Source organism: Streptomyces natalensis ATCC 27448 (assembly GCF_000935125.1).
GTDB classification, from domain to species: domain Bacteria; phylum Actinomycetota; class Actinomycetes; order Streptomycetales; family Streptomycetaceae; genus Streptomyces; species Streptomyces natalensis.
The window spans coordinates 1-24498 of record NZ_JRKI01000033.1 but is presented as its reverse complement, the minus strand read 5'-3'; the positions used below and the strand labels follow the sequence as shown (position 1 = coordinate 24498).

Annotated in this window: 23 protein-coding genes; 10 read left to right on the top strand and 13 right to left on the bottom strand. The window is 69.9% G+C overall.

What is annotated here, in order from left to right:
- Window positions 1-71 precede the first annotated feature (71 nt).
- The 5 genes from mobF to SNA_RS24515 all read right to left on the bottom strand — a co-directional run bounded on the left by mobF (window position 72) and on the right by SNA_RS24515 (window position 8207).
- Window positions 72-5096 carry a MobF family relaxase gene (mobF, locus tag SNA_RS24535; protein WP_044366834.1) on the bottom strand — a complete coding sequence of 1675 codons (5025 nt, stop codon included), beginning with the start codon at window positions 5094-5096 and terminating at the stop codon, window positions 72-74.
- A 951-nt stretch (window positions 5097-6047) separates the two neighbouring features.
- Complete coding sequence (locus SNA_RS24530; protein WP_030064068.1) at window positions 6048-6569, bottom strand: HNH endonuclease family protein; 522 nt, start codon at window positions 6567-6569, stop codon at window positions 6048-6050.
- A 131-nt stretch (window positions 6570-6700) separates the two neighbouring features.
- A complete protein-coding gene (locus SNA_RS24525; protein WP_051877144.1) occupies window positions 6701-7270 on the bottom strand; it encodes a hypothetical protein in 570 nt (189 codons plus the stop codon).
- Window positions 7267-7602, bottom strand: a complete 336-nt coding sequence (locus SNA_RS24520; RefSeq protein WP_051877145.1) for a hypothetical protein — start codon at window positions 7600-7602, stop codon at window positions 7267-7269. Before SNA_RS24520 ends, SNA_RS24525 begins: the two co-directional genes overlap by 4 nt.
- Window positions 7599-8207 carry a hypothetical protein gene (locus SNA_RS24515; protein ID WP_030064071.1) on the bottom strand — a complete coding sequence of 203 codons (609 nt, stop codon included), beginning with the start codon at window positions 8205-8207 and terminating at the stop codon, window positions 7599-7601. Before SNA_RS24515 ends, SNA_RS24520 begins: the two co-directional genes overlap by 4 nt.
- A gap of 532 nt (window positions 8208-8739) precedes the next feature.
- On the opposite strand from SNA_RS24515, the gene SNA_RS24510 reads away from it, so the two are divergent.
- Window positions 8740-9504 (top strand): hypothetical protein, encoded by a 765-nt coding sequence (locus tag SNA_RS24510; RefSeq protein ID WP_241779819.1) that lies wholly within the window; start codon window positions 8740-8742, stop codon window positions 9502-9504.
- 57 nt (window positions 9505-9561) lie between these two features.
- Here the strand turns inward: SNA_RS24510 and SNA_RS24505 are convergent, their stop codons facing one another.
- Window positions 9562-10305, bottom strand: a complete 744-nt coding sequence (locus SNA_RS24505) for a nuclease-related domain-containing protein (protein WP_030064073.1) — start codon at window positions 10303-10305, stop codon at window positions 9562-9564.
- Between the two features lie 92 nt (window positions 10306-10397).
- Window positions 10398-11102, bottom strand: a complete 705-nt coding sequence (locus SNA_RS38575; protein ID WP_051877146.1) for a hypothetical protein — start codon at window positions 11100-11102, stop codon at window positions 10398-10400.
- Window positions 11103-11344: 242 nt separating this feature from the next.
- Between SNA_RS38575 and ku the strand changes: the two genes are divergently transcribed.
- From ku to SNA_RS24485, 3 genes are all read left to right on the top strand, one after another.
- Window positions 11345-12127 (top strand): non-homologous end joining protein Ku, encoded by a 783-nt coding sequence (ku, locus tag SNA_RS24495; RefSeq protein WP_157880079.1) that lies wholly within the window; start codon window positions 11345-11347, stop codon window positions 12125-12127.
- A gap of 80 nt (window positions 12128-12207) precedes the next feature.
- A complete protein-coding gene (locus tag SNA_RS24490) occupies window positions 12208-12450 on the top strand; it encodes a hypothetical protein (protein WP_030064076.1) in 243 nt (80 codons plus the stop codon).
- A gap of 8 nt (window positions 12451-12458) precedes the next feature.
- A complete protein-coding gene (locus tag SNA_RS24485) occupies window positions 12459-12671 on the top strand; it encodes a LexA family protein (protein ID WP_044366846.1) in 213 nt (70 codons plus the stop codon).
- Window positions 12672-12728: 57 nt separating this feature from the next.
- Here SNA_RS24485 and SNA_RS38570 read toward each other — a convergent pair whose 3' ends face one another.
- Entirely contained in the window at window positions 12729-13247 is a 519-nt protein-coding gene (locus SNA_RS38570; RefSeq protein ID WP_051877148.1) for a hypothetical protein, read from the bottom strand.
- Between the two features lie 165 nt (window positions 13248-13412).
- Between SNA_RS38570 and SNA_RS24475 the strand changes: the two genes are divergently transcribed.
- The 4 genes from SNA_RS24475 (at window position 13413) to SNA_RS24460 (ending at window position 18239) form a co-directional block, all read left to right on the top strand.
- Window positions 13413-14540: a tyrosine-type recombinase/integrase gene (locus SNA_RS24475; protein ID WP_037788791.1), complete on the top strand. Its 1128-nt coding sequence runs from the start codon at window positions 13413-13415 to the stop codon at window positions 14538-14540.
- A complete protein-coding gene (locus SNA_RS42740) occupies window positions 14537-16990 on the top strand; it encodes a tyrosine-type recombinase/integrase (protein ID WP_030064080.1) in 2454 nt (817 codons plus the stop codon). Before SNA_RS24475 ends, SNA_RS42740 begins: the two co-directional genes overlap by 4 nt.
- Window positions 16987-17511, top strand: a complete 525-nt coding sequence (locus SNA_RS24465; protein ID WP_104532062.1) for a hypothetical protein — start codon at window positions 16987-16989, stop codon at window positions 17509-17511. Before SNA_RS42740 ends, SNA_RS24465 begins: the two co-directional genes overlap by 4 nt.
- A gap of 71 nt (window positions 17512-17582) precedes the next feature.
- Entirely contained in the window at window positions 17583-18239 is a 657-nt protein-coding gene (locus tag SNA_RS24460; protein ID WP_030064082.1) for a class I SAM-dependent methyltransferase, read from the top strand.
- A gap of 240 nt (window positions 18240-18479) precedes the next feature.
- Here SNA_RS24460 and SNA_RS42735 read toward each other — a convergent pair whose 3' ends face one another.
- From SNA_RS42735 to SNA_RS24445, 4 genes are all read right to left on the bottom strand, one after another.
- Complete coding sequence (locus tag SNA_RS42735; protein WP_157880078.1) at window positions 18480-18632, bottom strand: hypothetical protein; 153 nt, start codon at window positions 18630-18632, stop codon at window positions 18480-18482.
- A gap of 169 nt (window positions 18633-18801) precedes the next feature.
- Window positions 18802-20970, bottom strand: a complete 2169-nt coding sequence (locus SNA_RS24455) for a zinc finger domain-containing protein (RefSeq protein WP_241779818.1) — start codon at window positions 20968-20970, stop codon at window positions 18802-18804.
- A 456-nt stretch (window positions 20971-21426) separates the two neighbouring features.
- On the bottom strand, window positions 21427-21672 hold the full coding sequence (locus tag SNA_RS38560) for a hypothetical protein (RefSeq protein WP_030064084.1): 246 nt from the start codon (window positions 21670-21672) through the stop codon (window positions 21427-21429).
- 412 nt (window positions 21673-22084) lie between these two features.
- A complete protein-coding gene (locus SNA_RS24445; RefSeq protein ID WP_030064085.1) occupies window positions 22085-22309 on the bottom strand; it encodes a hypothetical protein in 225 nt (74 codons plus the stop codon).
- A 182-nt stretch (window positions 22310-22491) separates the two neighbouring features.
- On the opposite strand from SNA_RS24445, the gene SNA_RS24440 reads away from it, so the two are divergent.
- Window positions 22492-23499, top strand: a complete 1008-nt coding sequence (locus tag SNA_RS24440) for a hypothetical protein (protein WP_157880077.1) — start codon at window positions 22492-22494, stop codon at window positions 23497-23499.
- Between the two features lie 28 nt (window positions 23500-23527).
- Window positions 23528-23899, top strand: coding sequence for a hypothetical protein (locus tag SNA_RS24435; RefSeq protein WP_030064087.1), 372 nt, complete (start codon window positions 23528-23530; stop codon window positions 23897-23899).
- A gap of 72 nt (window positions 23900-23971) precedes the next feature.
- Here the strand turns inward: SNA_RS24435 and SNA_RS24430 are convergent.
- The coding region (locus SNA_RS24430) for a 2'-5' RNA ligase family protein (protein ID WP_044366830.1) at window positions 23972-24498 on the bottom strand (527 nt) is incomplete at its 5' end.

The following is a 24498-nucleotide window of genomic DNA, read 5'->3' as shown; positions in this document are numbered from 1 at the left end:
TCAAGGTAGCGGGCGGCTCGGACACGGGACTAGGAAATGGAGAGGCCAGCGGGTGCCCGCTGGCCCGTGTCCTACATGTCGATGTCGGGCGTGAAGTCCGGCATGGGCGGTGCAGGAGGCTCCGGCGCCGGCGCCATGGCAGGCTCCGGCTCGGGCTCAGCGGGTGCGCCAGCCGTGGGCTCGATGTCGACGTGCCCGGCCAGTTCCTGGCCCAGTCGCTCGTACTGGGCCTCGTAGTCGATGCCGGTGTCGCGGCGCTCCCGGTCCAGTTCCTCTGCCTGCGGCTGTGCCTCGCGCTCCCGCTGGGCCTCCTGCTCCCGCTCCTGGGCGCGCTGTTCGAGGATCAGCTGCGCCTGGCGGGCCTGCTCCATCGCCTGCATCAGCTCTTCTTCGACCGACGGCTGCGGCCTCGGCTCGGCGGGCGGCGCGGCCGGGGTGGCGGGCTCGTCGACTTCCGGCTCAACGGAGTTGCGGCGCTCCAGTTCGGCCCGCGCGTACTCCGCCTCGTCGCGCACCTGCTGCGTCTCAGCGTGCCACCCCTCGCGGACCTCGTGGACTTCCTGGAACTTCTGGGCGCGGTCGCCCATCGTCTCGGCGATGCTGCGGCTCGCCTCGGCGCGATCGAGGGTGTCGCGCACCAGGTCGCTCGGGTCGATCTCGGCCTGCAGGGTGGGCACCTGCTGGATCGCCATCGCCTGGGCGAGGGCCTGCTGGTTCTCGTTGTAGCCTCCCGCAGTCGCGAACTCGCCCATTGCCTGGGTGACGCGCCCGGTGTGCTCGGCCGCTTCCTTCTCCGCCATCTCCTGGGCGCGCAGTTCCATCTGCACGGCCTGGTCGGCGTAGTCGCGCTGCGCCGTGTACGCCTTCTGCATGTCGTCAGCGACGTAGGGCGGCGCCCACTCCTCCTCGCGCTCGGCCCGCTCGATGGTCTGACGCAAGGTCTCCTCGCTGGCGCGGGAGATGTCGGCCAGCTCGTCTGGCACGCCCAGGGCACGGCGGGCCCGCTCCCAGTCGGCCCGTGCCTCGACGGCGCCCGCCGGCGGGGCCTGCCCAATGGCGTCGGCCGCCTGGTCGTAGCCGTGCGCCTCGCGGTAGCGCTCAACGCGGCCGGCGCGACGCTCCCACTCAGCCCGCTTGATCGGGTCGTCAGGGACCTCGCCCAGACGGTCGATCGCCCACTGCGGCTGTTCCTCGGCGACGCGCTCGCCCAGCTGCTCGGTGCGGTGGTCCATCAACTCGGCCCACTCATGCATGAACCGCCCCACGTCGCCAGCGAACTCGGGAGTGCGAGCGGTGTACGAGTCCGTGGCCTCCAGCTGTGCCTCGCGTTCCGCGGCCTGCTGCTGCTTGACCTCGTTGTCCTGGCCGGCGTGCAGAACCTCGACGTGCTCCTGGTAGGCGAGCGTCTGCTGGAGCAGACCGGCGTGATGCTCGGCAAACAGGTCGGCCGGCTCCGGCTCGGGGGTGCCGACCAGTTGCGCCAGCTGCTCCTGGTCGAGCGGCTCGGCGGTCGCGGCCTCAATCCAGGCCGTCCCCTGCTGCTGGCGGGCCTCCTCGCCGACCGGCGCGTGCAGGACCTCCATCCCCGTCTGGACGGCGAGGGCCTGCTGCAGCAGCTCGTCCTGGTGCGAGTGGAGGCGGGCGGCCTCCTCGGCAGCGGCGAGCAGCTGCGGCACCTCATCCGGATCCACCGTGACGTTCCCGGCCTGGGCCGCGGCGTCGACCTTCTGCTCCTGCTCAGTGAGCGCGGCGCGTTGCTCGGCCTTCTCCGCGTTGACCTGGTCCCGCTCCACCAGCCGGTACGCCTGCTTGAGGCGGTGGTGCAGCACCTTGCTGGAGTCGTCGGCGGTGTCCAGCTCGCGCGACCGGGCGGTACGCACCAGCAGGTCTTCGGCGTCGAATCCCTTCTCCTCGACCTCCCGCGCCAGCCTCATCAGGGAGCCGTACGCCTCCTCGGTGGTGCACTGCGCGTACGCCTCAGGCCCCAGTGCGTCGAGCAGGGCCTTGCCGAAGCGCTTCTCGGCGTCCTGGTCCTTGACGCCGGACCACACGGGCTCCAGCACGTCGAGCCGCTCGCGGCGCTCCAGCTCGGCCTCGATCGCCTGGCTGGCAGTCTGCTGCATCCCGCTGCGCTGCAGCGTGCCGTTGAGCACGGAGAGGTGGTGCGGGATGTCCTCCTGCTTGATGCCGTCGCCCTGGCGGTGGGTGATGACGTAGGCCCAGTTTCCGTCCTCGCCTCGGGTAAGGCTGACGTACAGCGCTTCGAGGGAGGTCTGCTCGTCGACCAGGGAGTGGCAGGGGCCGACGGTGCGGCCCTGAGCACCGTGCACAGTGCTCGCGTAAGCCAGCTCGACGTACTCCTGGACGTAGGCCGCAGGCAGGTGCATCCGCGAGCCGTCCTCCAGCTGCACCATCAACGCGCCGTTGTCGCTGATGCCGGTGACCTTCGCGGTCAGCCGGTTGGTGGCGAACTGGCCGCTCTCGCCTTCGATGTGGCGGTTGTTGCGGCGCATCTGGATGAGGTCGCCGCGGCCCGCCTTCGTCTCGACGCCGTACATCCGCCCGGTGCGCAGGGTGATGCCTTCCTCGTCGACCTTGTCGGCGCGGACCAGGTCGGCGCGGGCGCGTGCGGAGAGTTCGGCGGCCGTCTCGTTGTCGGGGGCGACCAGCAGCGGGTTGCGGTTGTTGAGCCGGTCGGTGACCCACGCCTGGTACGCGCGCTCCTTCATCTCCTCGGCGCTGCCGCCGCGGAATCGTCCGTGCAGCTCGTACTCGGCAAGACACTCGGAGTCGCCGTCGCGCAGCTGGAGGGATGCCTCGGCCTCCCACTGGCGGACGGTCTTGTTGCCCCACGCGTCGGTGTCCCGGAAGCGCCGGACCTCCTCCAGCGTGTGGACCCCCGGCATGTCCTCGGCGAGCCAGCCGAACACTCCGCCCGCGCCAACGGCGGCGAGCTGGTGGTGGTCACCGCTCATGACCATCTTCGCGCCGCTGGCCTCGCACAGGGCCCGGACGCGGTCCAGGTCGCGGGTGTTGGTCATGCCAGCCTCGTCGGCGATGACCAGAGCGCCGCGAGGAATCCGGTACTTCTCGGCGTCCTCGACCGTCTTGCCTGCGGCGAGATCGTCGTGGACCTTGAGCAGCTTGCTGATGTTCGCCACGTTGTCGATGCCCTCGTCCGCGAGGACCTGGGCGGCGCGCTCGCCGCTGGCGAGGCCGATGACCTTCCCGCCCTCGTGTGCCTCCCAGACCTCGGTCAGCGCCGCGAGGGTGAAGGACTTGCCCGCGCCGGCCGGGCCGACCAGCAGGTCGGCCTTGCGCCCGGAGGTCGCGGCGGCCCGGACGAAGTCGGCCTGCTTCCCCTTGAGTCCGCGCTTCTCGATGACCTCCTCGACCAGGTCGGCGGGTACGCAGGGGGCGCCGCGCTCGCCCGCGAAGGTGCGCATCCGCTCCTCGGTCGCGATGTGCCGCTCGGTGGCGAACCGGTTCACGTTGTTGTCGGCCGGCTCGTAGACGAACGACCCGTCGGCGCGCTGCAGCTCGGCAGGGATCTCGACCAGGTGCGGGGCGGTCGCGCACACCACGCCGTTGTCGTTGCTCGGGTCCAGGGCCTGGTCGGCGAGCGTGTTGAGCAGCTCGGTGACCTCGTGAGCCTCCATCCCGCCCAAGGTGTCGGGGAGCTGCCGGTTCAGCTCAACGAGCAGGTCAGCGCGTCGCCAGGTGGGCTTCTGCTCCTGGACGGCGGCAACCGCGCGCTGCTGGATGATCTCGGGGTCGAACTCCTTGTACGGCCGGTGCAGGTCGTGCAGCTGCGAGTGGTAGGCAACCTCGTCGGGCACGTTGGCCAGCGAGTCACGGAACCGTTCCTTGCTGAACGACTCCCACCGGTCCAGCAGCTGCTCACGGGTGGTGGCGTCGTGCTTCTTGGCCTTGCGCTGCTGCAGCGTGATGTCCTCGGACATCCGGGCCAGCACATACGGGCTCGGCGCGCTGCCGTACCGCTCCTCGTACGCCTTGGCGACCTCGGCGACCTCGGCCTTGATGGCGACGCGGCGGGAGCTGAACCCGTCGCGCAGGTCCTGGTCGATACCGACGATCTCGCGGGCCGCGCCGTCCGGCCGGGTCATGAACCGCACGCCCTCGGTGCGCTCCAGCTCCTGCTCGGCGATCCGCTCGGCGAGGTGCCCGATGTACTGCTTGTTCGCCCAGAGCCCCTGGCCGTCGATCGACGCCCAGACCTCGCGTTCTTCCCCGGTGACCGGGTCGGTCTCGATGGCCCGGATCTTGTTGAGGACGGTGGCGTGGACGTGGAGTTGAGGGTCGTCGTCACGGCTCGTGTGCTGGGCCCACGCTGCGACGATGAAGCCTTCACCCTTGACGAAGCGGCCGGTGGAGCGGCCCTCGACCTTCGCCCCGTGGTGACCGAGTCGGGTGTAGCCGGCCGCGCGCTCCACCTCCTCCAGCCCGGCCTTCACCCCGGTCTTCCACGCGTCCCAGACGCGGTCGGCCTTCTCGGTGAACTGCTGCGCGCCCTCCAGGTCGCCGGCTTCGCGGCACTGTGCGGCCTTCACCTGCAGCGAAGCGTGGTAGACCGACCAGGACTTCGGCGCGCTGAAGGTGAGGTCGTAGTACAGCTTGGCGCTGGGCGAGTGCTTGCGGACGTCCAGCTCGATCGCCTTGACACGCTCCGGAGTCAGCTCGACGCCCGGCGACTTGGCGCGCGCGTCGTCCAGGGCGGCGGCGAACCGCTTCTCGTAGCTCTTCTGGTAGTTCTTCGGGGCGTTCCCCAGCCGGGCTTCCTTGCGGATCGCCTTCTCGGCCTTGGCGTACTCGGGGGTGCCTTCCTCGTGCGGGATGGCGGCGAGTTTGGTGTACATCTCGTCGCGCTTCCGCGGGTCGATCCAGTCCTTGTACAGGTCGGTGAAGACCTCGTTGTTGACCGTGCCGTCGAGCCCGAGGGTGTCGATGTCGCCGCCGAGCCAGTAGCCGGGCGGTTCGCCCTGCAGTTCGACGCTGCGGGCGTAGTAGTGCTCAGCGCCGGCCGCTACCTCGCGGGTGAGGTAGTCGGGGTCTGAACCTGCGCTGATGCTCAACATCTTGACTCAGAGTAGGCGATTTTCAAGATCAACAACAGCCATTGGATCGTGATGCATAGGTGTGAGGGATTGTGGTTGGTACATGGAGTTCTACGGTCTGCAGTCGGTCTAGATGATCAGGGGAAAGAAGGGGTCCTATGACCTGGGTCTGCAGAGGGTCAGGATGTCCCATTTGAGTCTGCCTCTTGAGGGGCCTTCATGCGATCGCTGGGGGCCTGGGGTTGGAACCACGGGTTTGGCGCGGCGCGCCGGTCTGTACCGAAATGTGACGCTCGGCGGCTACGGGGCTGCGCCCAAGTCGCGGCGCGCGCTGCGCGACTCACGACGGCCGGCCGTCGCCCCAAACGGAAGGCGGTGCTGGCCGCCGGCCGCGCGGGTGCGCTACGGTCGGCACCGACGATTTCGACCCCCGCCGGGCTTCCCGGCGGGGGTCGACTGTTACCGGGGAACGGCCGCGACGATGCCCGCGGACTCGCGCTCGGCCGGCCCGCGAGCGCGGCGGCCAGCGTCCCCGCCGACCCGTTCGGCGACCACGGTGCGTAACCGACGTGGGGAAGCTTCCCCACCACCACGTCGCGCGTGGGGAAGCTGGGCCGCGCTTCGGTGGCGGGTGGGGAAGGCCGGACCTTCCCCACTTCCCCAACGGTGGGGAAGTCGCGGCGGAGTGGGGAACGTGGCTGCGTCGGGGAAGTCGGGGCGGTGGGGAAGTTCCCCACCCGTGCGTACGTCCCCGCCCGGCCCGGTGGGGAAGTTCCCCACCGGCGGTGAAAGTTCCCACCCGCCGTGGGGCGGCCGGCTTCCCCATCCGGTGGGGAAGCCGCGGCGGGGAAAAGCGGTCGCGGGTCGCACGCCCCACGTCCCCGGGGCCGTTCCCCACGGCCGGGTTCCCCGGCTTCCCCACGCGCGCCAGCCCCGGCCACCAGGTGGTCCGGGGCTGGCGGGTGAGCGTCGTCAGAAGAGCGAGTCCTGGTGCGCGCCGGACGGGTTGCCCTCGGCGAGCGCGGCGGCGATCGCCTCGTCGAGGTGGTCGGGGTCGGCCGTGGCGATGGCGGCTTGGACCGCCCGCGCCCGGCCGGCCGCGCCCCGTACGTCGGCGAGCGCGTGGCCCGCCAACCTGCGGCGACTTGCGGCGTCTCGGTTGTTGTCGCCCCGGGTGCCGAGCAGCCAGTGGGCGGGGTTCTGGCACGGCGGCTCGTCGCACCGGTGCCGGATCACCAGGCCGGCCGGGATGGAATCGATGCCCTGGGCGAGGCGGTAGCCGAACAGGTGGGCGGGGACGGTGCCGCGCCTGGTGTGGCCGGGCAGGGAGACGGCGCGGAAGGTCGCATGGCCTGTGTCGCTCAATCCGCCGGTCCACCACCAGCAGTCGTCCGGCCCGCGGCACAGGACGTGGCTCCAGTAGCGGGCGACGGTTTCCCCATCGGCGAGCAGGGTTCCCCACGGCACGCCGTTCCCCGGTGGGGAAATCGACATGTCTTCCCCACCGGGGAACGGCATGTCGACTTCCCCACTTTCCCCGGTGCCGGGTTCCCTGCCGTGGGGAAGAGCGGCGGTCTCTTCCCCACGCGCCGGGTGGGGAACGGGGCGTTGCCCGCTGGGGAAGGTCACCGGGGCACCAGCCCGGCGGGGCCGGGGCGGGTCGCGGTGGGGACGGATTCGGGTCCGGCGTGCACCAGACGGGCCTGGGGCCACGGCTCCTCGCGCACCACTTCCCCGTCGCTGTAGGTGATGGTGACCGTGGTGTCTCCGGCGTCCGGGTCGTACGTCGCGTTGGTGAAGAACCGCCAGCCCTCGGGGTCGCCGTAGATCCACACCCACGCCCCGGCAAGTACGTGGGTGAGGTCCTTCACGCGGACGTCCCGCACCTCGGGTTCCCATCCCGCCGGCGCCTGGCCCTCCTCGACGTCCCGGTCGTCGTCGCCGATGTCGTCCTGGGCGGCCAGCTCTCCCGTCGCCTCGACGTCGACCTCGCCGGTGCCGTGAAAGCAGACGACCGCGCCGTCGGTGTCGGTCTCGGTGTACGGCGGAAGGTCGTCATCGTGCCGGTCGCCGGTGCCGTAGGTACGGCGCCCGCATGCCGGGCAGCGCCAGATCTGCTCGCCCTCCACCTCGATCGCCTGGGTCGGGGTGACGCACTCCGGGCAGGGCGGCGTGATGGACATCACGGCGTTCACGGGCGGCTCCCGTCGTCGGCGGGCGGCTCGATGTCGGCGGCGCCACCAGTGCCGCCCGTGAGTCCGGTGCCCCGGCAGTGTCCGCATGCGCCGCTGCCGTCCGCGTGCGCGTTGCGGAAGTCGTCCAGCTGGCCCCGCACCAGGGTGGTCACCCAGTCGAGCTGTCCGGGCTCGATGGGGACCTGGTGCTGCTCGCCGGTCGCCGGGTCGGTGACCGTGACCGTCACGAGCGGGGCGCCTTCCGGGTCGGTCGGGTATCCGTCGGCGAGTTCGGCGAGCGCCTGGGCGAACGCGTCGGCGGCCGGGGTCGTGGTCGTGGTCTTGGTGCTCACGCGCTGGCTCCGTCCGTCGTGGTGTTGGTCGCGAGGAACGCGCCGGCGGCGGCAGCGGCCTCTTCGCTCGTGTCGTACGTGAGGTCGTCGGGGGCTTCCTGCGTCTTGCGGTTGGCGGCGGTCGCGATCCACCACCAGCCACCCTCCTCGGGGTGCCAGACGACCCGGGCCTCCCCGCCGAACGACTCGAAGTGGATCGGCTCCTTCCTCACATACCCGTTGACCGCCGCGACGGCGCCGGGCCACCGCTTGCGTGCGGCCTGGCGGGAGATCCCCCACGCGGCTCCCAGCTGCGGGTAGTTGATACCGCCCGCGCCAGCGCCGCGGACGAACTTCTCACTCAGCTCCTCGGCGGCGTCCCTGGTCTCGCGGAGGGCCCGCACCATCGCCAGTTGCCAGTCGGGGGTGAACTCGACCTGATCGAGGTGCGGGTGGCCAGCGCCCATCTGCTGCTCGCGCACGGAGATCGATCGGGCCAGGGTGCTGACGACGTCCTCCAGGCGCCCACGGAAGTCCTGCACCTGGTCCTCGGTCGGCTCGGTCCACGCGGGATCGAGCGGTTGCATGAACTGGTCCCAGTCGACAGTTGGTTCACTACTCGTCATGAGGACAATCCTAGTTGTCGACAACTCACCTTGTCAGGGGAACCGTGATTGTCACCTGACCCGTCAGAGATGCCGGGACGGTCGTGTGGGGCCAACGTGGCGCGCTGAGCGGAGCGCCCACGACGGGCTCAGCCACATCGCGGTAGCAGAAAGCTCCCCCTCGGCCACGGAGCACGGACCGGTCTCCTCGCGCTCCCGCATCCGCGACGGCACGAGTACGGCGAGCCACCCAACTCCGGCGGTGTCGACGGCATACCGGGCCCCGACCCCCTCCCCTCCCTCCGTAGCCAGCCGTCTTTCTCACCCCGACTCAGCTGCAGCCGCGCACGCGGCGGGCCACGGAGGCTAACGGTCTTGGGCGCACCGCCCAGCACCGTCGTGGGCGGAGGCAGGCACGGACCCGAGTCACCCAAATTTGGGTGACCAGCCGCCCACAGGGCTTGTTATTAGCTCCCGTGGGTGGGTTCTAGCCGCCGTGGTGTCTGGTCCGCGGCGGCGCCGCTGTACGGATGCCTCGGCGGGCAGATATGACATGGGGCGTCAGAGGGACGGCGACGGGGTGGTGGTGGGGGTGAGCGTTGTGTGGGCGCTGCGCCGGTCTCCAGAGGGGACGCGACGCGCGTGGCGGCAGCGCGAGGAACTGCAGGTGATCCTGCGCGGGGAGTATGGACCGCGCTGGTGGGAGATCACCCCTGCATTCGCCGCGCTGCTGCTCGCTCTCGCCTTACCGCTCTTCGCCGTCGGCTGGGCCTGGTCGCGCCTGGGCTGGTGGGCCGGAGTGCTTGCCGCCGGGGCCTTCCTCTACGCCTTCCGCACGGTGGTTCGCCGCCGGCGAGCAGCCGCGGCCCGCAACCGGCGCCGGTTCACGCTCGCCGAGATCGACGCGGCGGACGACCGCGCGTTCCGCCGGATCGTCGGCCGCCTTCTGGTCCGGGACGGCTGGACGGCTAAGGGGGTACTGGTCAACGACCGCGGCACCGTGCACCTGGTGGGCAACGGGCCCGACGGCCGGCGCATGGGCTGTGCCTTCGAGCGCGGCATCGAGTCGGCGGGGCAGGATGGCCCGCGGCCGGCGGCTGCACTGCGGCCGGTGAGCGCGGCCCCAGACGACGACGGGCCGGAGGAGCCGGAGGGGCCCTCGCCGTTGCTGCTGATCGTGTCCTCCGGCGCGTTCGCGCGGGGGCGGGTGGTGTGGGCGGCGAGGAACAACGTGCACCTGGTCGACCGCGCCCAGCTGCAGCGGTGGGCGGCGGGGGAGAACCTGCGGCAGCTGCTCGACCTGGGCCGCGACGGCTGAACCGGGCAACAGGAAGGGCCCGGCGACGCCGGGCCCTTCGTCGTGGCGGCCGTACGGTCAGCCACCGTGCGGTGGCAGGCGCCGCTCGGCGAGCTGCTCGACGGCGGTGATGCGGTCCGCGGTCCAGCCGGGCTGCGGCATCAGGCTCTGCAGCAGACGCGGCAGCTTCTTCGCCGACACGATGGTCACGCCCTTCACCTCGACCCGGCCGCGGGGACCTGGGACCTTGGCACCGTGGACGGCGATGAACGGCCGCACTTCGCAGCCCAGTACCCGGGCAGCCTGTTGCGCCTCCCAGATGACGGTCTCCAGCGCGCGGGTCTGGTCATAGCGGCCGTACCGCAGCGTGCCGCCCTCGACCCTCACCTTCGACCGCTTCGAGAGCCACGCCTTCGTGTCCACATACGCCACCCCAGCGGGGCCCGCGACCAGGTGGTCGAGGTTGGCCCGGCTGCCGGGGATGGCCCGGTCGTGCAGCACGGCATAGCCGCGGCGGGCGAGCGGAGCCAGTAATCGGGCGGTGGCCACTTCGCCGGCCGCGCCCTTGGCCCAGGAATTGCCCGCGCGGCGGTAGGTCTGCCGGACGCCGTACGCCACGATGCCCAGGGCGACGGCCAGGCCGACCTGCCACACGGTCGCCGTGGCGGCGGCGTAGCCGAAGACGGCGGCGCACACCGCGGTGGCGGGCAGCGCGACCTTGGCGCGGCGGTGCTGCTCGAGCCGCTCGGCGACACGGGCAGCCTCGGCGACTTTCCGGGCGCTGGCGCCTGCTCCGCCTCGGCGTCCTGGTGCGGTGGTCATGAACGTCCCCCTCTGTGTTGGGCTGTTGCTGCCTGTACTGGGACGGTAGCGCTGTGCACTGACACGGCATCAGTGCACAGCTCCGCGGTCGGTCAGGTCTGTTGGCTGCGGATTTCGGCGGCCCGAGCGCGGGCGCCGGCGGCCATCTCCCGTGCGTCCTCACGGCCTTCCTCGGTGGCGATGCGATCCATCAGTTCGGCCTTGCGGTCGAAGAGCCTGGCGAGGTCCTCGCCCTGGGTCCGGTGCTGGGTGGCGTGCCGGATCGCGTCGAGCAGCTGGCTGATCGCGGCGGAGGTGGTGAGCGTGGGCAGGTGCCCGCTGACGGGGTGCTCGTCCTGCTGCTCGGCGGGCCGGCCGTGTTCGCGCAGCCACTTGTCGAGGCGCCGGGCGGTGGCTGTGGGCTGGTAGGCGGCCTCGGGCGCGTTGAGCGACGCGAGTCCCTTGGGCGTGGTCGGCCGGGTGATCGGGTTGACCACGCCGCGGCGCCATTGGGCCTCGGCTTCGGCGTACTTGGCGTGGGCGGACTGGCGGGTGATGCCGCCGAGGGCTTCGCCGATGGCGTCCCAGCTCAGGCCCTTCTCGCGTTCGTAGAGCACGGCGGCCTGCAGTACCTCCTGGGCCTGTTCGACCAGGTGCATGGCCTGCTCGATGAACTCGCCGCGGTGTGCCCCGGTGTCGTGGCGGGTTCCGATGTTGGCGGTGGCCTGCTCGGCGAGGGCATGCGAGGCGTCGCTGAGTACGAGGCGGGCGAGGGCCTGCCGGCTGTAGTTGAGGTGGTCATCGTCGAAACGTTCCATGACGTCAGTCTATGCCTGACAACCAACTTCATGTCAGTTTACATCTGACATAACAAATGCCGTCTTGGTCCCGTTCGCCGTGTGGTTGTCGCCGATCAGGTGGGCCGGGGCGGTCGCTACGTCCGCGGCAGCAGGTGATCGCGTTGTGCGTCGGGCCTTGGGCTTCGCCTGGCGGACTTCGCCCTGGGCGGACATCTCGACCCCGCAGTGCGGCTGCGCGGCATCGGCCGGAGGGTGGAGGTATGAGCAGCAGCTCACCCCCGCGGGCGGTGTGGACCGGGGCGCTGACGTTCGGACTTGTCGTCTTGCCCGTCCGGCTCTACAGCGCGACGGAGGAGCACGCCGTGCGTCTTCGGGAGATGCACAAGGGAGACGGCGGGCGGGTGCGCCACCGGCGGGTCTGTGAGCGGGACGGGCAGGAGCTCGGCCTGGAGGACGTCGGGCGCGGATACGAGCTGCCGGACGGCCGGCTGGTCCCGCTGACCGACGAGGACCTGGACCACCTGCCACTGCCCACCCGCCACACCGCGCAGGTGCTGGGGTTTGTGCCTCTGGCTGACGTGGACCCGATCAGCTACAGCGGCAAGTCGTACTACGTGGGCCCAGCCGGAAACGCGGCGGAGCGGCCCTACACCTTGCTGGCGGCTGCACTCGCCCGCTCGGGAGCGGCGGCGATCTGTCGGGTGGCGATCCGGACGCGCGAGCGCCTGGCAGCCGTCCACCCTCACCAGGGAACGCTGCTGCTGCAGTCATTGCTGTGGCCCGATGAAGTGCGTGATCCCGGGGACCTGGCCCCCTCGACTCCCGTGACGGAGCGGGAGCTGGAGCTGGCAGAACTGCTGATGCGGGAGCTGGCCGGGGTCGAGGCAGCGGAACTTCGCGACCGGTACCGCGAGGCGCTGGAGCAGCTGGTCGACGCCAAGATCACCGGTGGGCAGATCGAGGCACCGCCTCAGCCGGAGCCGGCCGGAGACCTGCTCACCATGCTGGAGGCGTCCGTCCGGGCAGCGCGAGCCGACCGGTGACCACGGGGCCCGGGGCCACAGAGCGACGTTCACCCGTACGTGTGCTGCATCGCAATTCGAACATGTGATGCAATTCCGGGGTGACGCCCTACGACTTCCCCGCCGACCTCCTGCAGGCTCAGCGCGACTGGTACACCGCATACCGGCAGCTGGCTGAGGAGGAGAACCCTTCCCAGACCACGGTCCTGCGGCGCACGCTGCAGCGACTGTCCGTACGGATCGCCACCGATCCGTACTGGGCGAGCATCCCCGGCCGGGCGCCGGCCGCCCGGATGGCGCTGAAGCAGCAGGCGTGGGAGCCGGAGCCTGAGGTCAGACGATGACCGCCTTCATGACCGACACCCAGGGCAAGATCGCGGGGGCCATCCGGTGGCTGGCCGACGACGTCGGGTATCCGCCGTCGATACGGGAGATCGCGGCGGCGGTCGGACTGAGCGCTTCGACGGTCGCCTACCACCTCAAGACGATGGAGCGGCGTGGGATCGTCACGCACGCCCCGCACCGCAGCCGCTCGTACCAGGTGCTGCTGTCGCCTGATGCGTGACGTCAGCCGTCATAGCCGCTGGTATCAGGTGATGGGGTACCAACTTGGCTCGGATGATCAACCACAACCGTGGAAGGTGCGCCACCGTCCAGCCGCGGACAACAGCGGCACACCAACCAGCACCAGGAGCAACCCACCACTGTGATCAGCCACCGGCCTCCCATAGCAACTGACTAAGCGGCAGCGAGGGAAGGCGGTAGCTTGGCGCCCCTGCGCGCCACAGTGGCCGAGCTGGCCTGCAGCGTTGCCGTGATGCCGGGTCAGGGGCACCCCCAGCCGGCGGTCGGCCCAGGGCTTAGTGCAGAGACGGTCCAGCTCGAATACCGCTGTCCCCGGGCCGGACTGTTCGGTGTAGACCGTTCCGTCCTCGGCGACGCGGGTCACGGTGCAGTGATCGACGTAGCCGCCCTTGCCCAGCCGCTTCGCCAGCCACAGCAGCGGTTTGCGCCGGTCGATCAGGGCGTGGGTCGTGGCGTTGATAGCGGCGCCGACCAGCAGCGCCTTGACCGGGAGGCGGTAGCCCAGGGTCCGGGTGACTACGACAGTGGCCGCCATCTGTCCGACGGTGTACGTCACGACGTTCTCTCTGGTTTGTAGGTGCGTCGTGCACTGTCGCGTCACCCGCAAGAGGGTTGCTGTGTACGACGGTTCGCGTCGCCGTGTCGTGCACGTCGGAGTTGTCGTTGAAGGCTCGTGACTCATCAGACGGTCTCCGGAAGACTCCGCCCTTTCCCTGTACGCATGCCGTCGGGGCAGCGGTACTGGACCGTGCTTGACGAAGACCGGCTGGCGCCCGTACCGGCGGCGGACGAGTTCTTGCGGCATGTGCGCTTTGGTCGTGATCAGGCCGAGTCGACCACGCGTACATACGCCGGGGCGGTCGCGCTCTACCTGACGTGGTGCGGGTGCACCGGGCGGGACTGGACGACGGCGGCGGGCCGCCTGGGCAGCTTCATGTTCTGGCTCCGGTACTCGCCCGGCGATGGCACTCCGGTGGTGGCCGGGCCCGGGAGCGAACCGGTCCGCGGGCCGCGCCGGATCAACACCGTGCTGGCCGGCGTCCGCGAGTTTCTCGCGCACGCCACGACGCTGGGAACGGTGCCCGCGTTCGTGCTGTCCCAGCTCTACGAGGTCGCCGACGACCGTGACCTGCCGATGCAGGCCCGCGGCGAGGGGAGCGGACTGCGCTACTACGCCAAGGCCCGGCACCGGGCCGCCGAGCCGGACGAACCGGTCGGCCGCGCAAGCGACGAGGATGTCCTTGCCCTGCTGCGGGTCTGCCGCTCGGCCCGGGACCGGTTCATCGTTCTTCTGCTGGCCAGGGCCGGGTTGCGTCGGAGCGAGGCCGTGGGCCTTCGGCGTGAGGACATCCACTTCGTCCTGGACGCCAGCGTGCTGGGCTGCCGGATTCCCGGCTCCCACCTGCACGTCGTGCGCCGGGACAACGACAACGGCGCCTGGGCGAAGTCGAAGCGCTCGCGCGCCGTCCCGGTCGACTTCCTGCTGGTGCAGGCTTACGACCAGTACGTCGTCGAACGAGACGCCTGCCGCGAAGCCCGCAAGAGCGACTTCGTCCTGGTGAATCTGTTCCGAGCGCCGCTGGGGGCACCCATGCCGCCCGGCGCCCTGAACGACCTGTTCAGCCGGCTCTCGCGCAGGGCCGGACTGGCCGATGGCGTCCACCCCCATGCCCTGCGGCACGGATTTGCCAGCAACGCCGCCGACGCCGGCGCCGTCCTGGACGAGATCGCCGATCTGCTCGGCCACGCGAACGCCTCCAGCTCCGAGGTCTACCTGCACCCCGACCCGCAGCGCCTGCGGTCCGCTGTCGAACGGGTCGGTGCTCTCGCTCCCAGGAGGAACGGATGACCACGGCCCTGCAACTGGTGCCCGCTCCGGCATCGGATCTGCTGCCTGCCTGCGCGAAACGGCTGCGGGCTCTGATCCGACCGGAGACGCTGGATGTTCTGAACTGGGACGAGAAGTCCCGGATCCTTCGGCCCTCACCGGACCACCCTTTCCTCGGCATGCATATCTGCGCCCGTTCCGGCTGCTGGGCAGCAGCCCGGAAGACGGAACTGGGGTTGTGCTCGGCCTGCCGCAGCGTCTGGAAGCGAAGCGGCAAAACGCCGGAAGACTTCCTGGCCACCGAGCCAAAACAGATCAGCAACATCTCGGGCGGGTGCGCTGTCCCCAAGTGCCGACGCCCCTGGACGTCGTCCCGCACGCAGATGTGCATGCGCCACCGCGAGTTGTTCACGAAGCTGGGGCGGCCACCGCTGGAAGAGTTCTTCGCCGACCCGCGCGTTCGCCCGCTGCCGGGCTTCGGCCTGTGCTCGGTGGACGCCTGCCACCGGCACCAGGCGAACAGCTCGAACCCGTTCTGCCCTCCCCACTGGGTGAGGTGGCAGGAGGCACAGATCCCCGACGCTGATTTCGAGACGTGGTGCCGCACCGAGCCCGGCACGGCGGAGTCCACCGCGCTGAGCCTGCGGGGCCTGCCGGCCGTGGTGACCGCCGAGATCCTCTACGCCCTTCAGGCCCGCACGGACGCCGAGGTCAAGACCCCGCCCGTCCTGCTGCGAGGCGTCGTCCGGCATCTGCGCGAGCAACGCGTCGAGCAGTTCGACGACGTCGTGGTCCCCCGCAACACCCATCTCGCGGGTATGGCCAACCGCATGCGCCGCACACTCGCGGCCGCCGTCTCCACGCCGGAGCTGGAGCAGATCAAGGACGTCTGGAACATGGGCGCCTTCGGACTGGGCCAGTGGCGGAAGATGGACTTCACGCCGTTGCACCAGGAGTGGATGCGGCGGGCCTGCAAGACGTGGGTGCTGGACGAGATCCCCCGCCGCTACGGCAAGAACATCCCCAACGGCCTCTCCAACATGATCCTCTGCCTTCGTTACCTCTCGCAGAGCCTGGTCCGCTCCCGTCAGGACGGCGGAGCGGACATGGCCGCGCTCGGCCGCAGCGACATCGAGGCGTTCACGCAGTACGTGGCTCATCTGGCACACACCGGCGAGATCAGCGCCTTCCACCGCACGACGATCTGCCGCTTCACCGGCCGGTTCCTGCGCGAAATCCGCGACCTGGGCCTGACCCGGCCCGGCGAGATCCTCGCCGCTCTGCCCGACGACTTCGCGCTGCGAAGGCACGACATGCCCCCGGTCATGACTGAGGAAGGACCGGGCAGAGCCCTGCCGAAGGAGATCCTCAGCCAGCTCTGCGAGCGGCTGCCCACCCTCGACCAGATCCGCGACGGCAGCGACGACGCGCGCGCCGCCATCGAGGTCCTCGTCGACACCGGCCGGCGCCCCGACGAGATCGGGTGCCTGCCCTGGGACTGTCTGGAGACCGACGAGCACGGCAAATCCGTGCTCGTCTACACCGACTTCAAGAACAACCGTGTCGGCTGCCGCCTGCCGATCCCGGACTCCACCGCGGAGATCATCGTCCGGCAGAAGAAGGCCATCCGCGCCCGCTTCCCGGACACTGAGCTGTCCAAGCTGGTCCTCTTCCCGCGGCCCCGGCAGAACTCCGAGGGCACCCAGCCGTTCCGGATGCAGCACATCGGCAACGTCCACCGGCGTTGGGTCAACGCCATGCCCCCGTTGCTGCTGGCTGACGGCACCGAGTTCCCCAAGTTAGAAGTCGTGCCCTACTCCTACCGGCACTCCTACGCCCAACGGCACGCCGACGCCGGAACCCTGCCCGATGTGCTCCGCGAGCTCATGGGTCACAGATCGTTGCAAACTACACAAACCTACTATCGGGTGACCGAGAAGCGGACTCGATCCGCGGTCGACAAACTCGTCTCGCACCAATTCGACCGGCACGGCAACAAGATCTGGACCCAGGCCCGCCAGCTCCTGGAGCACGAGCACGCCCGCCTGCGGATCGGCCAGGTGTCCGTCCCCTACGGGATCTGCGTCGAGCCGAGCAACGTCAAAGCCGGCGGCCACGGCTGCCCGTTCCGGTTCCGCTGCGTCGGCTGCGACCACTTCCGCACCGACCCGTCGTACTTGCCGCAACTGCGGACCTACCTCGACACCCTGCTCCGGGATCGCGAACGCCTCACCGCAGCAACGGACTTGGACGCCTGGGCCCGCACCGAGGCGACTCCCTCCGAGGAGGAAATCAAGCGCATCCGCACTCTGATCCGCCGCATCGAGACCGACCTCGACGGGCTCACCGACGACGAACGCGAACAGATCACGGAGGCCACGCGGACCCTGCGCAAGACCCGCGCTGTCTCCCTGGGCATGCCCGGCGTCCGCCCGCCGGAGCCGGACCTGCGGCTGGAGCGTGACGCGTGAGCTCATCACCGAACCACCTGGCCCGAGCAAGGGCAGCGGACTCCACCCGGCGACGGACCCGTGTCCTCAAAGCCCTCGACAAACTGGCCGCGGACGGCGAGGAGATCACCGTCTCCTCCGTTGCCCGCACCGCCGGCGTCCACCGCAGTCTGATCCACCGGCACGGTGACCTGCACGCTGCCGTCCTCGCCCGCGCTTCCGAGCCGCCGCCCGGCACGGCGGCCGGGACGCAGGTCAGCCGCCAGTCACTGCTGGCCGATGTCGCGAATCTGACGGCCCGAAACGGCCGCCTGTCCATGCACATCACCCGGCTCGAACGGCGACTCTCCGAGGCGCTGGGGCAAGCGGCCTGGGAAGCTTCCGGCCTCGGCGCCCCTGCCGACATCGAGACACTCACGCGTCGGACCACCGAGCTGGAACAGCAGATCCTCGATCTGCGCGGCGAACTCGCCGAACGGGACGAGGACCTCGAAGCCGCCCGCGCCGCGAACCGCGAGCTGATGGCCCAGCTCAACCGCTGACGGCGTCATCGGCGTCAGCCGTTGCCCGGCGATGGTGTCCCAGACGACCGGACCTCTGATGGACTCACGCCATGACGACACTGCTGACCCGCATTCTTCGAGCACTTGAGCAGTTTCATGCCACCCATCCCTGGGACCACAACGCCCATTACCACCGGCTGATCCTGCGCCAGCTGCCAAAACGCATCAACAGCGCCCTGGACGTCGGATCGGGCAGCGGTGACCTTGCCAGGCTCCTGGCCTCACGAGCTGAAGTGGTGCACGGCATCGACGTCGATGCCGCCATCGTCGCTCGCGCGCGGGAGCTCACAGCCCCGGCAGCCCCGGTGACCTTCACCGTCGGAGACGCACTGAACGAGATACCCCCTGGTCCCTACGACGTCATCACATGTGTCGCCACCATCCATCACCTGCCGTTCAGTGACGCCCTAACCCGCTTTCGACAACACCTTGCGCCCGGCGGAACCCTGGTCGTCCTCGGTCTCTACCGCCCGCAGTTTCGGAGCGACTACCTGATCGACGCCGCCGCCATTCCGTCGAATGTCGCCATGGCATGGATCAAGAACAAGGGCCGCAAGTCACCGCGCCCGACCTCGATGACTGCCCCGACCCGACCGGCGACCATGAACTTCGCAGACATCGTGCGCAACGCTCACCACGAACTACCCGGCGCACGGCTGCGTCGGCGACTGTTCTGGCGCTACACGCTGGTCTGGCACCAGCGCTGAACGGTCAGCGCGCCAGGGTCTGGCATCGGAAGCAGTAGAAGCCCCCTGCGCTGTCGAGGTCGTGAACATCTGGACCGTCCCCCAGCTGCTGGCTGCATCCACGACACCTGTCGCGCACACTGCACCGAACGAGTCATGCCGCTGAGCTGGGAAAAGTGGCGCCCGCCGCGTCCAGTCGTCTCCCAAGCCTGAGAGAAGCGACGTGGCGGGCAACGCTGCGCCGTCCCAACTGGCTTGCTGTCATCGTCGGCTGCCCGGGCGCGGCTCGGTCTCTTCGACCGGGGTGCCGTCCGGGTAGGCGTCCCGGCTCTTCTGCGCCCACTGGTCCCACAAGGGGTGGGTCTCGGCGAACACCGTCAGCAGCACAGCGCCCAGGGCCAGGGGCCTGAGCAAGTATCGGTCGGCTGGTGCTTGTGCGGGCCGTAAATGGATTCCCCTGCATGTCTCTCAAGAGGGTGCAGGAAACTCAGAGTTGACGTTCCGGTTATCTCGGGTGGGTAATAACAAGCCCTGTGGTCGGGGTGACTCTGGAGATCAACGGACTGCGCAGCTGCGCGAGGGGTCAGGCCGTCGCGATACGGCGCTCGATGCGGGCCTTGGCTGCCTGGTGGTCGCCTCGGCCGTCGGCTCCTCGGGGGTAGCGTCGCCGGGGCTGACGGGGCAGCGTGGTGAGGGTCAGGGCCGCCTGCTCGTCGTGGGTCTGAATTCCTGTGCGGATGCCCTGCTTGGGGGCCCGCATCCACGCCTCTTCCTGCTGCCACCAGCGGTACAGCTCGATCTCGACGGCATACCAGCGAGCACGGGCGGCGAGACGGCCGTACGTTCCCAGGACCTTCGCCGCGGCGACCAGGGATCCGGGCCGGGGGCGGTAGTAGGGGGTTCCGGAGCGGTCGGCCGCGAGGGTGCGCCGGGCCATGTGCTGGTCGACTCCTCGACGGCGCAAGACGGTGCCGGCAGCCGTACGGCACCGTTCGCCGGGCGCGGCCTGGCAGGTGGGGCACTCATGGTGGACCGTCATCACAGCGCGCGTAGCGACCATCACATCCCGCATGCGGGCCAGGTGCTTGGCGGCAGTACGCGGAGCGTACCCGGTCAATTCACACATCTCGGAGAGGCTCAGGGGCCGTTCGGCACGCTCGACCAGCTGCTGGTAGACGCGACCAGCATGGTGACCGAGTCCTCCAGCATGGGACAGGGTAGGGCGGCCGTAGGAGAAAACGTCGGCCTGACCAGCGGCGAGACGAGTCTGGAGTCGAGAGATCAGGGTGGCCCGCCGCTCCCCTACCGGGGGCGGGGTTCCTTGTGTCCCACCCCGTGCAACGAGGATGAATCCTGGGTGCGAAGCGGTGACCGGGAGCAGTTCGTGGGTGCCGGCGGGGCCGTCGGATGTGCGGGCACCCAGCCAGCTGTCGAGGGTGAGGCGGGCTTGGGCGCGGTGCATGGTGGAGCGGCCGTGGCCGGTGGCCAACGCCGCCCGGCGGACGTCGAGGGCGAGCACCGTGGTGCCGGAGCGCAGCGCGAGCAGGCAGCGCAGGTCCAGGGCGGCGCGGTCGGCGGGGCCGGACTCGGTGGCCCAGCGTTCGGGCATCGCGTCCGCGGCCTGTTGGACCTGCTCGACCAGGGCGACGACATCGCTGATGGTCTCGGTCCACTCCAGGGAGTCCTCGGTGAGCGGCAGGGTGGCCGCGTACGCCACGCAGCGCTCCCACTGGCGGGTGAGCTTTTCGCGGGCCTGGGTGTCCGTCAGGAGGGTGCGCAGGGGGCCACGTCGGGTGCTGGTGCAGGCGTGCAGCAGGGCGCCCTCACGGTGGCGGCGCTCGCTCAGCAGCCGCTCGACCATGGGCCACGTCCAGCGGCGCAGTGCCAACTTCACCAGCAACGAGGCGAGGACTTCGCTCACCTGGTCGTCGGCCGGCCGACGGGTGAGCAGCTTGTACGTCTCGTCGTCCAGTACGGGGTTCGGTGTGCCCGGGAGGCGGGGGCCCAGCTCGTCGTCGAGAACCTCGACCTGGTGCTCGCGCACCATCCGTACGCGGACACTGGGCGGCGCGGGGACGGCGTCGATGATGAGCGCGAGGCGGACGAAGGCGTCGCTCACGTTGCCGCAGGTGGCGGGGGTGAGCAGGGCGGCGGCCCGCTCCTGGTCGAACGGCGTCTGCAGCTGGCTGCGGCCACCGTCGCGGTGGGCGGCGCCGATCGGCCGGACGGCGCCCGTGGCTGGGTTGCACAGCAGGCCGTGGTCGAGGGTGGGCAGGCGCAGCGCGGCGGCCTTCGCGAGGGAGGCGACCAGCACCGCGTCCAGCGGTGTCGCCGCGGTGACCCATACGTGCCGTCCGCCAGCGGATCCGGAGGCGGCGACCACGTAGGTCAGCCCGGCCTCCTCCAGCCAGCGCAGCAGGGTCGCCAGGTCCGGGCCGGTGTCGCCCTTCGAGCTGTCGAGGTCGAAGCACATCCAGCGGAAGCGGCCCTGACCGTCGGCGAGGTGGATGGCGTACGGCCCGTACGGGACGGCCCTCGGCAGCGGCCGGGCCTTGTAGGAGTGCAGCCATGCGCCATCGCCAGAGCGGGTGTCCACCCGGATGGAGTCGCGCGGGGACAGCTCCAAAAACAGGCTCTGGAGGTCGACCCGGGCGACGTCGAAGAGAGGCGGAACACCGGTATGAGCGATGTGAATTGGGGCAGATGACGGGCCGTGCACACCCCCCTCCACGGACACACCGGGGGCGGGCATGAGCTGTCCGGCATCGCAGCTGTCCGCTACGATGAAGGCGCTCCTAACTTCATAAGCACGCAGAAGCCCCCTTCCGCCGTGACGGCGGAGGGCTCCGAACGCGGCCAACCAGGTCGATCGAGGAGCAGGGCTCCTAACTTCTTGTGTGGTTGGTGCAAATCGCCCGGCAGTCGCATAGCGGCTGTGGGGCCTGACTCACCTCCTCGTTGTTGTGTTCGGTGCGAGGGATCCGGGCCTGGAAAACCCGGGAACCTCTGGGCCGGCGGCGCTGGGTAGGCGCCGTTCTTGCGGGGTGGTCGGCTGGGGAGCCGACCGTGGGTGTGTTGCAGGTGAAACAACTTGGGGACTCAGCGGGCTTGGAAGGAACGCTGGACCCCTGTACGTCGGAAGGGCGCCGCCCCGGTTGGGTAAAGGCCGGGGCCTTTTGGCGCGCCCAGACGATTCTTGCGGAGGGCGCTAACCGGTGAGGGGGAGCGCCTTCTGTTCGTCGAGCTCGTCCGCCCACGCGGGGCGTCCGTGCTCGTCGACCGGCATTCGCCGGAGCAACTCGTTGACCAGGCCAGCGAATGACATTCCGATGGAGTCGGCTGCCTTGATGGCCTTCGCGGCCTGCTCGGGCAGCACCACCACACCGGTGCGCCAGTTCTGGCCGGACGACGGGTCGTAGGCCACGCGCCGGTAGGGCTGTGCCTTACCGCGCACAGATCCTGATCCTTTGCTGGTTCGTGCCATGGAGCCGATCTTTCCATACGGATCAAGGTGTTCACTACAGAGTTGCCGGTGTGTCGCGGATTTTCTCGTGAGACAGAGAATTTTTCCTGCTCTGCTGACCCGCCGGGGTGACGGCTGGTCAGGGCGGTTCGAACGGTCTCGTGTTGGGGGCGGCATCGCCGTGGTCTCCCGGTGCACTGTCAGCTGCCGTACGGCGACATCACCCGATTCGGTCATCCGGCGTCCCCTCCCAACTCATGATCGCGGCCTCTCACTAGGTACATATACGGCTCGGCCCTCGAAATCGTCCCAGGTTTGGGGACACCAGTTTTCGCAGCTCAGCTGCCGTTCCATGGCATGGTTCAGCGAACCAGTGTGGTGTCCCGCAGGACGGGACGGAGCGTCAACGGGTCGGCTTCGCAGTCTGGGTGATGCGGATGAGGGGCGTCCGGTGCGTGTCCTTCGGTCCGCTTTTCTCGTCGGCCTTGGGACTGGTGCTCAGCAGTAACAACCCGAGCAGCAGCAGAAAGGCGCCGCCGGCACCCCCGCTTTTGGCGGCGATGGGCCCGGCGCGGTGGTATCCGCGGACGGGGCGGCCGGCGCGGTAGTGGGGTCGTACGTAGGCCATGGGTGGGATTCCCTTCTCGGTGGGCTGGTCGGAGACGGCGTTCTCCAGCTGCTGATGAACGGTAGGAAACGGCCCGCGGCGGATCCGGGGGACGCTTCGCGGGGGTCCGGCGAGCCAACTGCTTTGCACCCCCGCGTTGTTGGCCTCTTCCGCTGTCGGTGGCAGCCCGTACCGTCGTGGTCATGGCGAGGAGTGCACCGAGCAAGGCGGATCGGGAACTGATAGCCGCGGTGAGCGCGGCCGGAGTGACGGTGAGTGCCACGCAGCTGGAGCGGTGGCGGAAGCTGGGCCTGCTGCCCCGGGCGAGTCAGGCGTGGCGGGGAAAGTACGGCAGTACCTGTTCGTTACCGGAGGGCAGCGTGGAGCTGGCCACGGCCCTGGGGCGGCATGCTCGACGGGGCCGTGGCTGGGTGGACCTGGCGCTGCTGGCATGGCTGGAGGGAGCGCCGGTCAAGGTCGCGCTGCTGAACCGCGCGATTCGGACGTCAACGCGGGACACGCTGCAGATGGCCCTGGCGACGATCGAGAAGGAGCGCGAGGCCCACCCGGTACCGGAGGGGATGGAGCTGGACCCGCACTTCGAGACCGCTGAGGTCGTTGCTCGGATGGCGGACCGCGGCCCAGTCCGCACCCGGCTGCAGGTGAACCGGGAAATGCAGGCGCGGCTGCGGGCTGCGGGCTACGAGGTGCCGGAGCAGCCGCTGCGCGACATGATGACCGCGACCTGGGCCCACATGGACGACGACAACCCCATGGAGCCGGAGGAGGCCGCCCGCTGGTGCGCCGCTGTCGGCATGGGAGACAAGACCCTCTCGCAGATGGGCCGGTCGGGCACCGTCGGATGGGTGCTGTCGCGGGGGCTGCGGGAGTTGATTGGCGCGAATGGGCGCCGGGTGTTCGACAAGGGAGCCCAGCAGATCGTGGACGGCCGGGCCTTCCTCGGCCGCGGCGAACTCGATGCGGCCCGTGCCGATCTCGCCGCACACCTGCACCTGCTCGGCATTGGGGAGGACGACCAGATATCAGCCACCGACAACACTCTGGTCTGCCACTTCGTGGCGTATGTGTCGGCGGTGTGGGCCCTGGTCCTGCGGCAGCTGCCGGAGGGCACCGGGCTGCTGGGGGTCCTGCGCGCCGGGGTCCAGGCTGCCCAGAGCATGACCTCACAGCAGACCGCGCTCGCCGCCTGATCCATCACTCACTGACGAAAGGGACGGCATGAACGAGTTCACCATGCCCCGCAGGATCTTCGCGCACATGGAGGCCGGGTTCGTCGTGAACGAGGGGACAGAGCTGGCGCAGGAGTACAAGCAGAAGGGCGATGTGGCGCACCCGGGCGGCCCCTTCGGCAACGTCTTCGCCTGGCTGTGGGAGCAGGACCAGGACCACGCGATGAGCCTGCTGACCGACCTGCTGGTCGCCGCTCGGCGGGCCGCACCGGACGGGCACGCCCGCCTGGTGCTCGACGACCTGCTCGACTACCTACCGCAGGCGCTGCCTGACCGGCTGGCACCGCAGTACGACCTGATCAAAGCGACCGCCCAGCGGAACGTGCCGAAGTGGTTCGGTGGTGACCCCAACCAACCCTGAATGGGGCCGACAGCATGAGGGGGTGTCTCCCGCGGGAGACACCCCCTCATGCTGTCCGCTGAACCGTCGGGATCACCCGATGGGGATTTGCGCGTATGTCTCCCATTCGTACATCTGTCGGTCGCGATGGATGACGATGAGGTCGGCGGTGGCGATCCGAACTGTGGCAGGAGGAGCGTTGACCGTCTCTGCGGCCTGGCGGACCGGCTCTGAGGGGGCGTTGGCGTTGCTGTAGGCGACGGAGACGTGCGGGCGGAAGCCGTCGGCCTCCGGGACGGTGGGCCATACCTCGGCGATGGCCGCGCGGAGGGAGCTGCGGACCGCGGCCACGTCGTCTTCGGGCTGGGCGGGGATCAGTACCGCCTCGGGGGAGATCGTCACGCCGTAGAGGGTGAGGTGCAACGGCGGGAGGGCGGCGAGCCGGGGGCGGGCGGCATTGACGACGGCCTGGACGTCGCGTTCCTCGACGTCGTGGGTGAAGCCGAGTCCTTGCATGGTCAGGTGGAGCCACTGGTCGGGGATGGGGTCCAGGCCGGGCAGGTGGGCGAGGGCATCCCGGTAGGCGCCGACGCAGCGGTGGACATCCGGCTGATCGGCGA

Excerpts from the sequence above, each read along its gene's own strand:
- mobF (WP_044366834.1), bottom strand. The coding sequence starts at position 5,096 with ATGTTGAGCATCAGCGCAGGTTCAGACCCCGACTACCTCACCCGCGAG.
- SNA_RS24530 (WP_030064068.1), bottom strand. The coding sequence starts at position 6,569 with ATGTCGATTTCCCCACCGGGGAACGGCGTGCCGTGGGGAACCCTGCTC.
- SNA_RS24515 (WP_030064071.1), bottom strand. The coding sequence starts at position 8,207 with ATGACGAGTAGTGAACCAACTGTCGACTGGGACCAGTTCATGCAACCG.
- SNA_RS24510 (WP_241779819.1), top strand. The coding sequence starts at position 8,740 with ATGGGGCGTCAGAGGGACGGCGACGGGGTGGTGGTGGGGGTGAGCGTT.
- SNA_RS24505 (WP_030064073.1), bottom strand. The coding sequence starts at position 10,305 with ATGACCACCGCACCAGGACGCCGAGGCGGAGCAGGCGCCAGCGCCCGG.
- SNA_RS38575 (WP_051877146.1), bottom strand. The coding sequence starts at position 11,102 with ATGGAACGTTTCGACGATGACCACCTCAACTACAGCCGGCAGGCCCTC.
- ku (WP_157880079.1), top strand. The coding sequence starts at position 11,345 with ATGAGCAGCAGCTCACCCCCGCGGGCGGTGTGGACCGGGGCGCTGACG.
- SNA_RS24485 (WP_044366846.1), top strand. The coding sequence starts at position 12,459 with ATGACCGACACCCAGGGCAAGATCGCGGGGGCCATCCGGTGGCTGGCC.
- SNA_RS24475 (WP_037788791.1), top strand. The coding sequence starts at position 13,413 with ATGCCGTCGGGGCAGCGGTACTGGACCGTGCTTGACGAAGACCGGCTG.
- SNA_RS42740 (WP_030064080.1), top strand. The coding sequence starts at position 14,537 with ATGACCACGGCCCTGCAACTGGTGCCCGCTCCGGCATCGGATCTGCTG.
- SNA_RS24460 (WP_030064082.1), top strand. The coding sequence starts at position 17,583 with ATGACGACACTGCTGACCCGCATTCTTCGAGCACTTGAGCAGTTTCAT.
- SNA_RS24455 (WP_241779818.1), bottom strand. The coding sequence starts at position 20,970 with ATGCCCGCCCCCGGTGTGTCCGTGGAGGGGGGTGTGCACGGCCCGTCA.
- SNA_RS24445 (WP_030064085.1), bottom strand. The coding sequence starts at position 22,309 with ATGGCCTACGTACGACCCCACTACCGCGCCGGCCGCCCCGTCCGCGGA.
- SNA_RS24440 (WP_157880077.1), top strand. The coding sequence starts at position 22,492 with ATGGCGAGGAGTGCACCGAGCAAGGCGGATCGGGAACTGATAGCCGCG.
- SNA_RS24435 (WP_030064087.1), top strand. The coding sequence starts at position 23,528 with ATGAACGAGTTCACCATGCCCCGCAGGATCTTCGCGCACATGGAGGCC.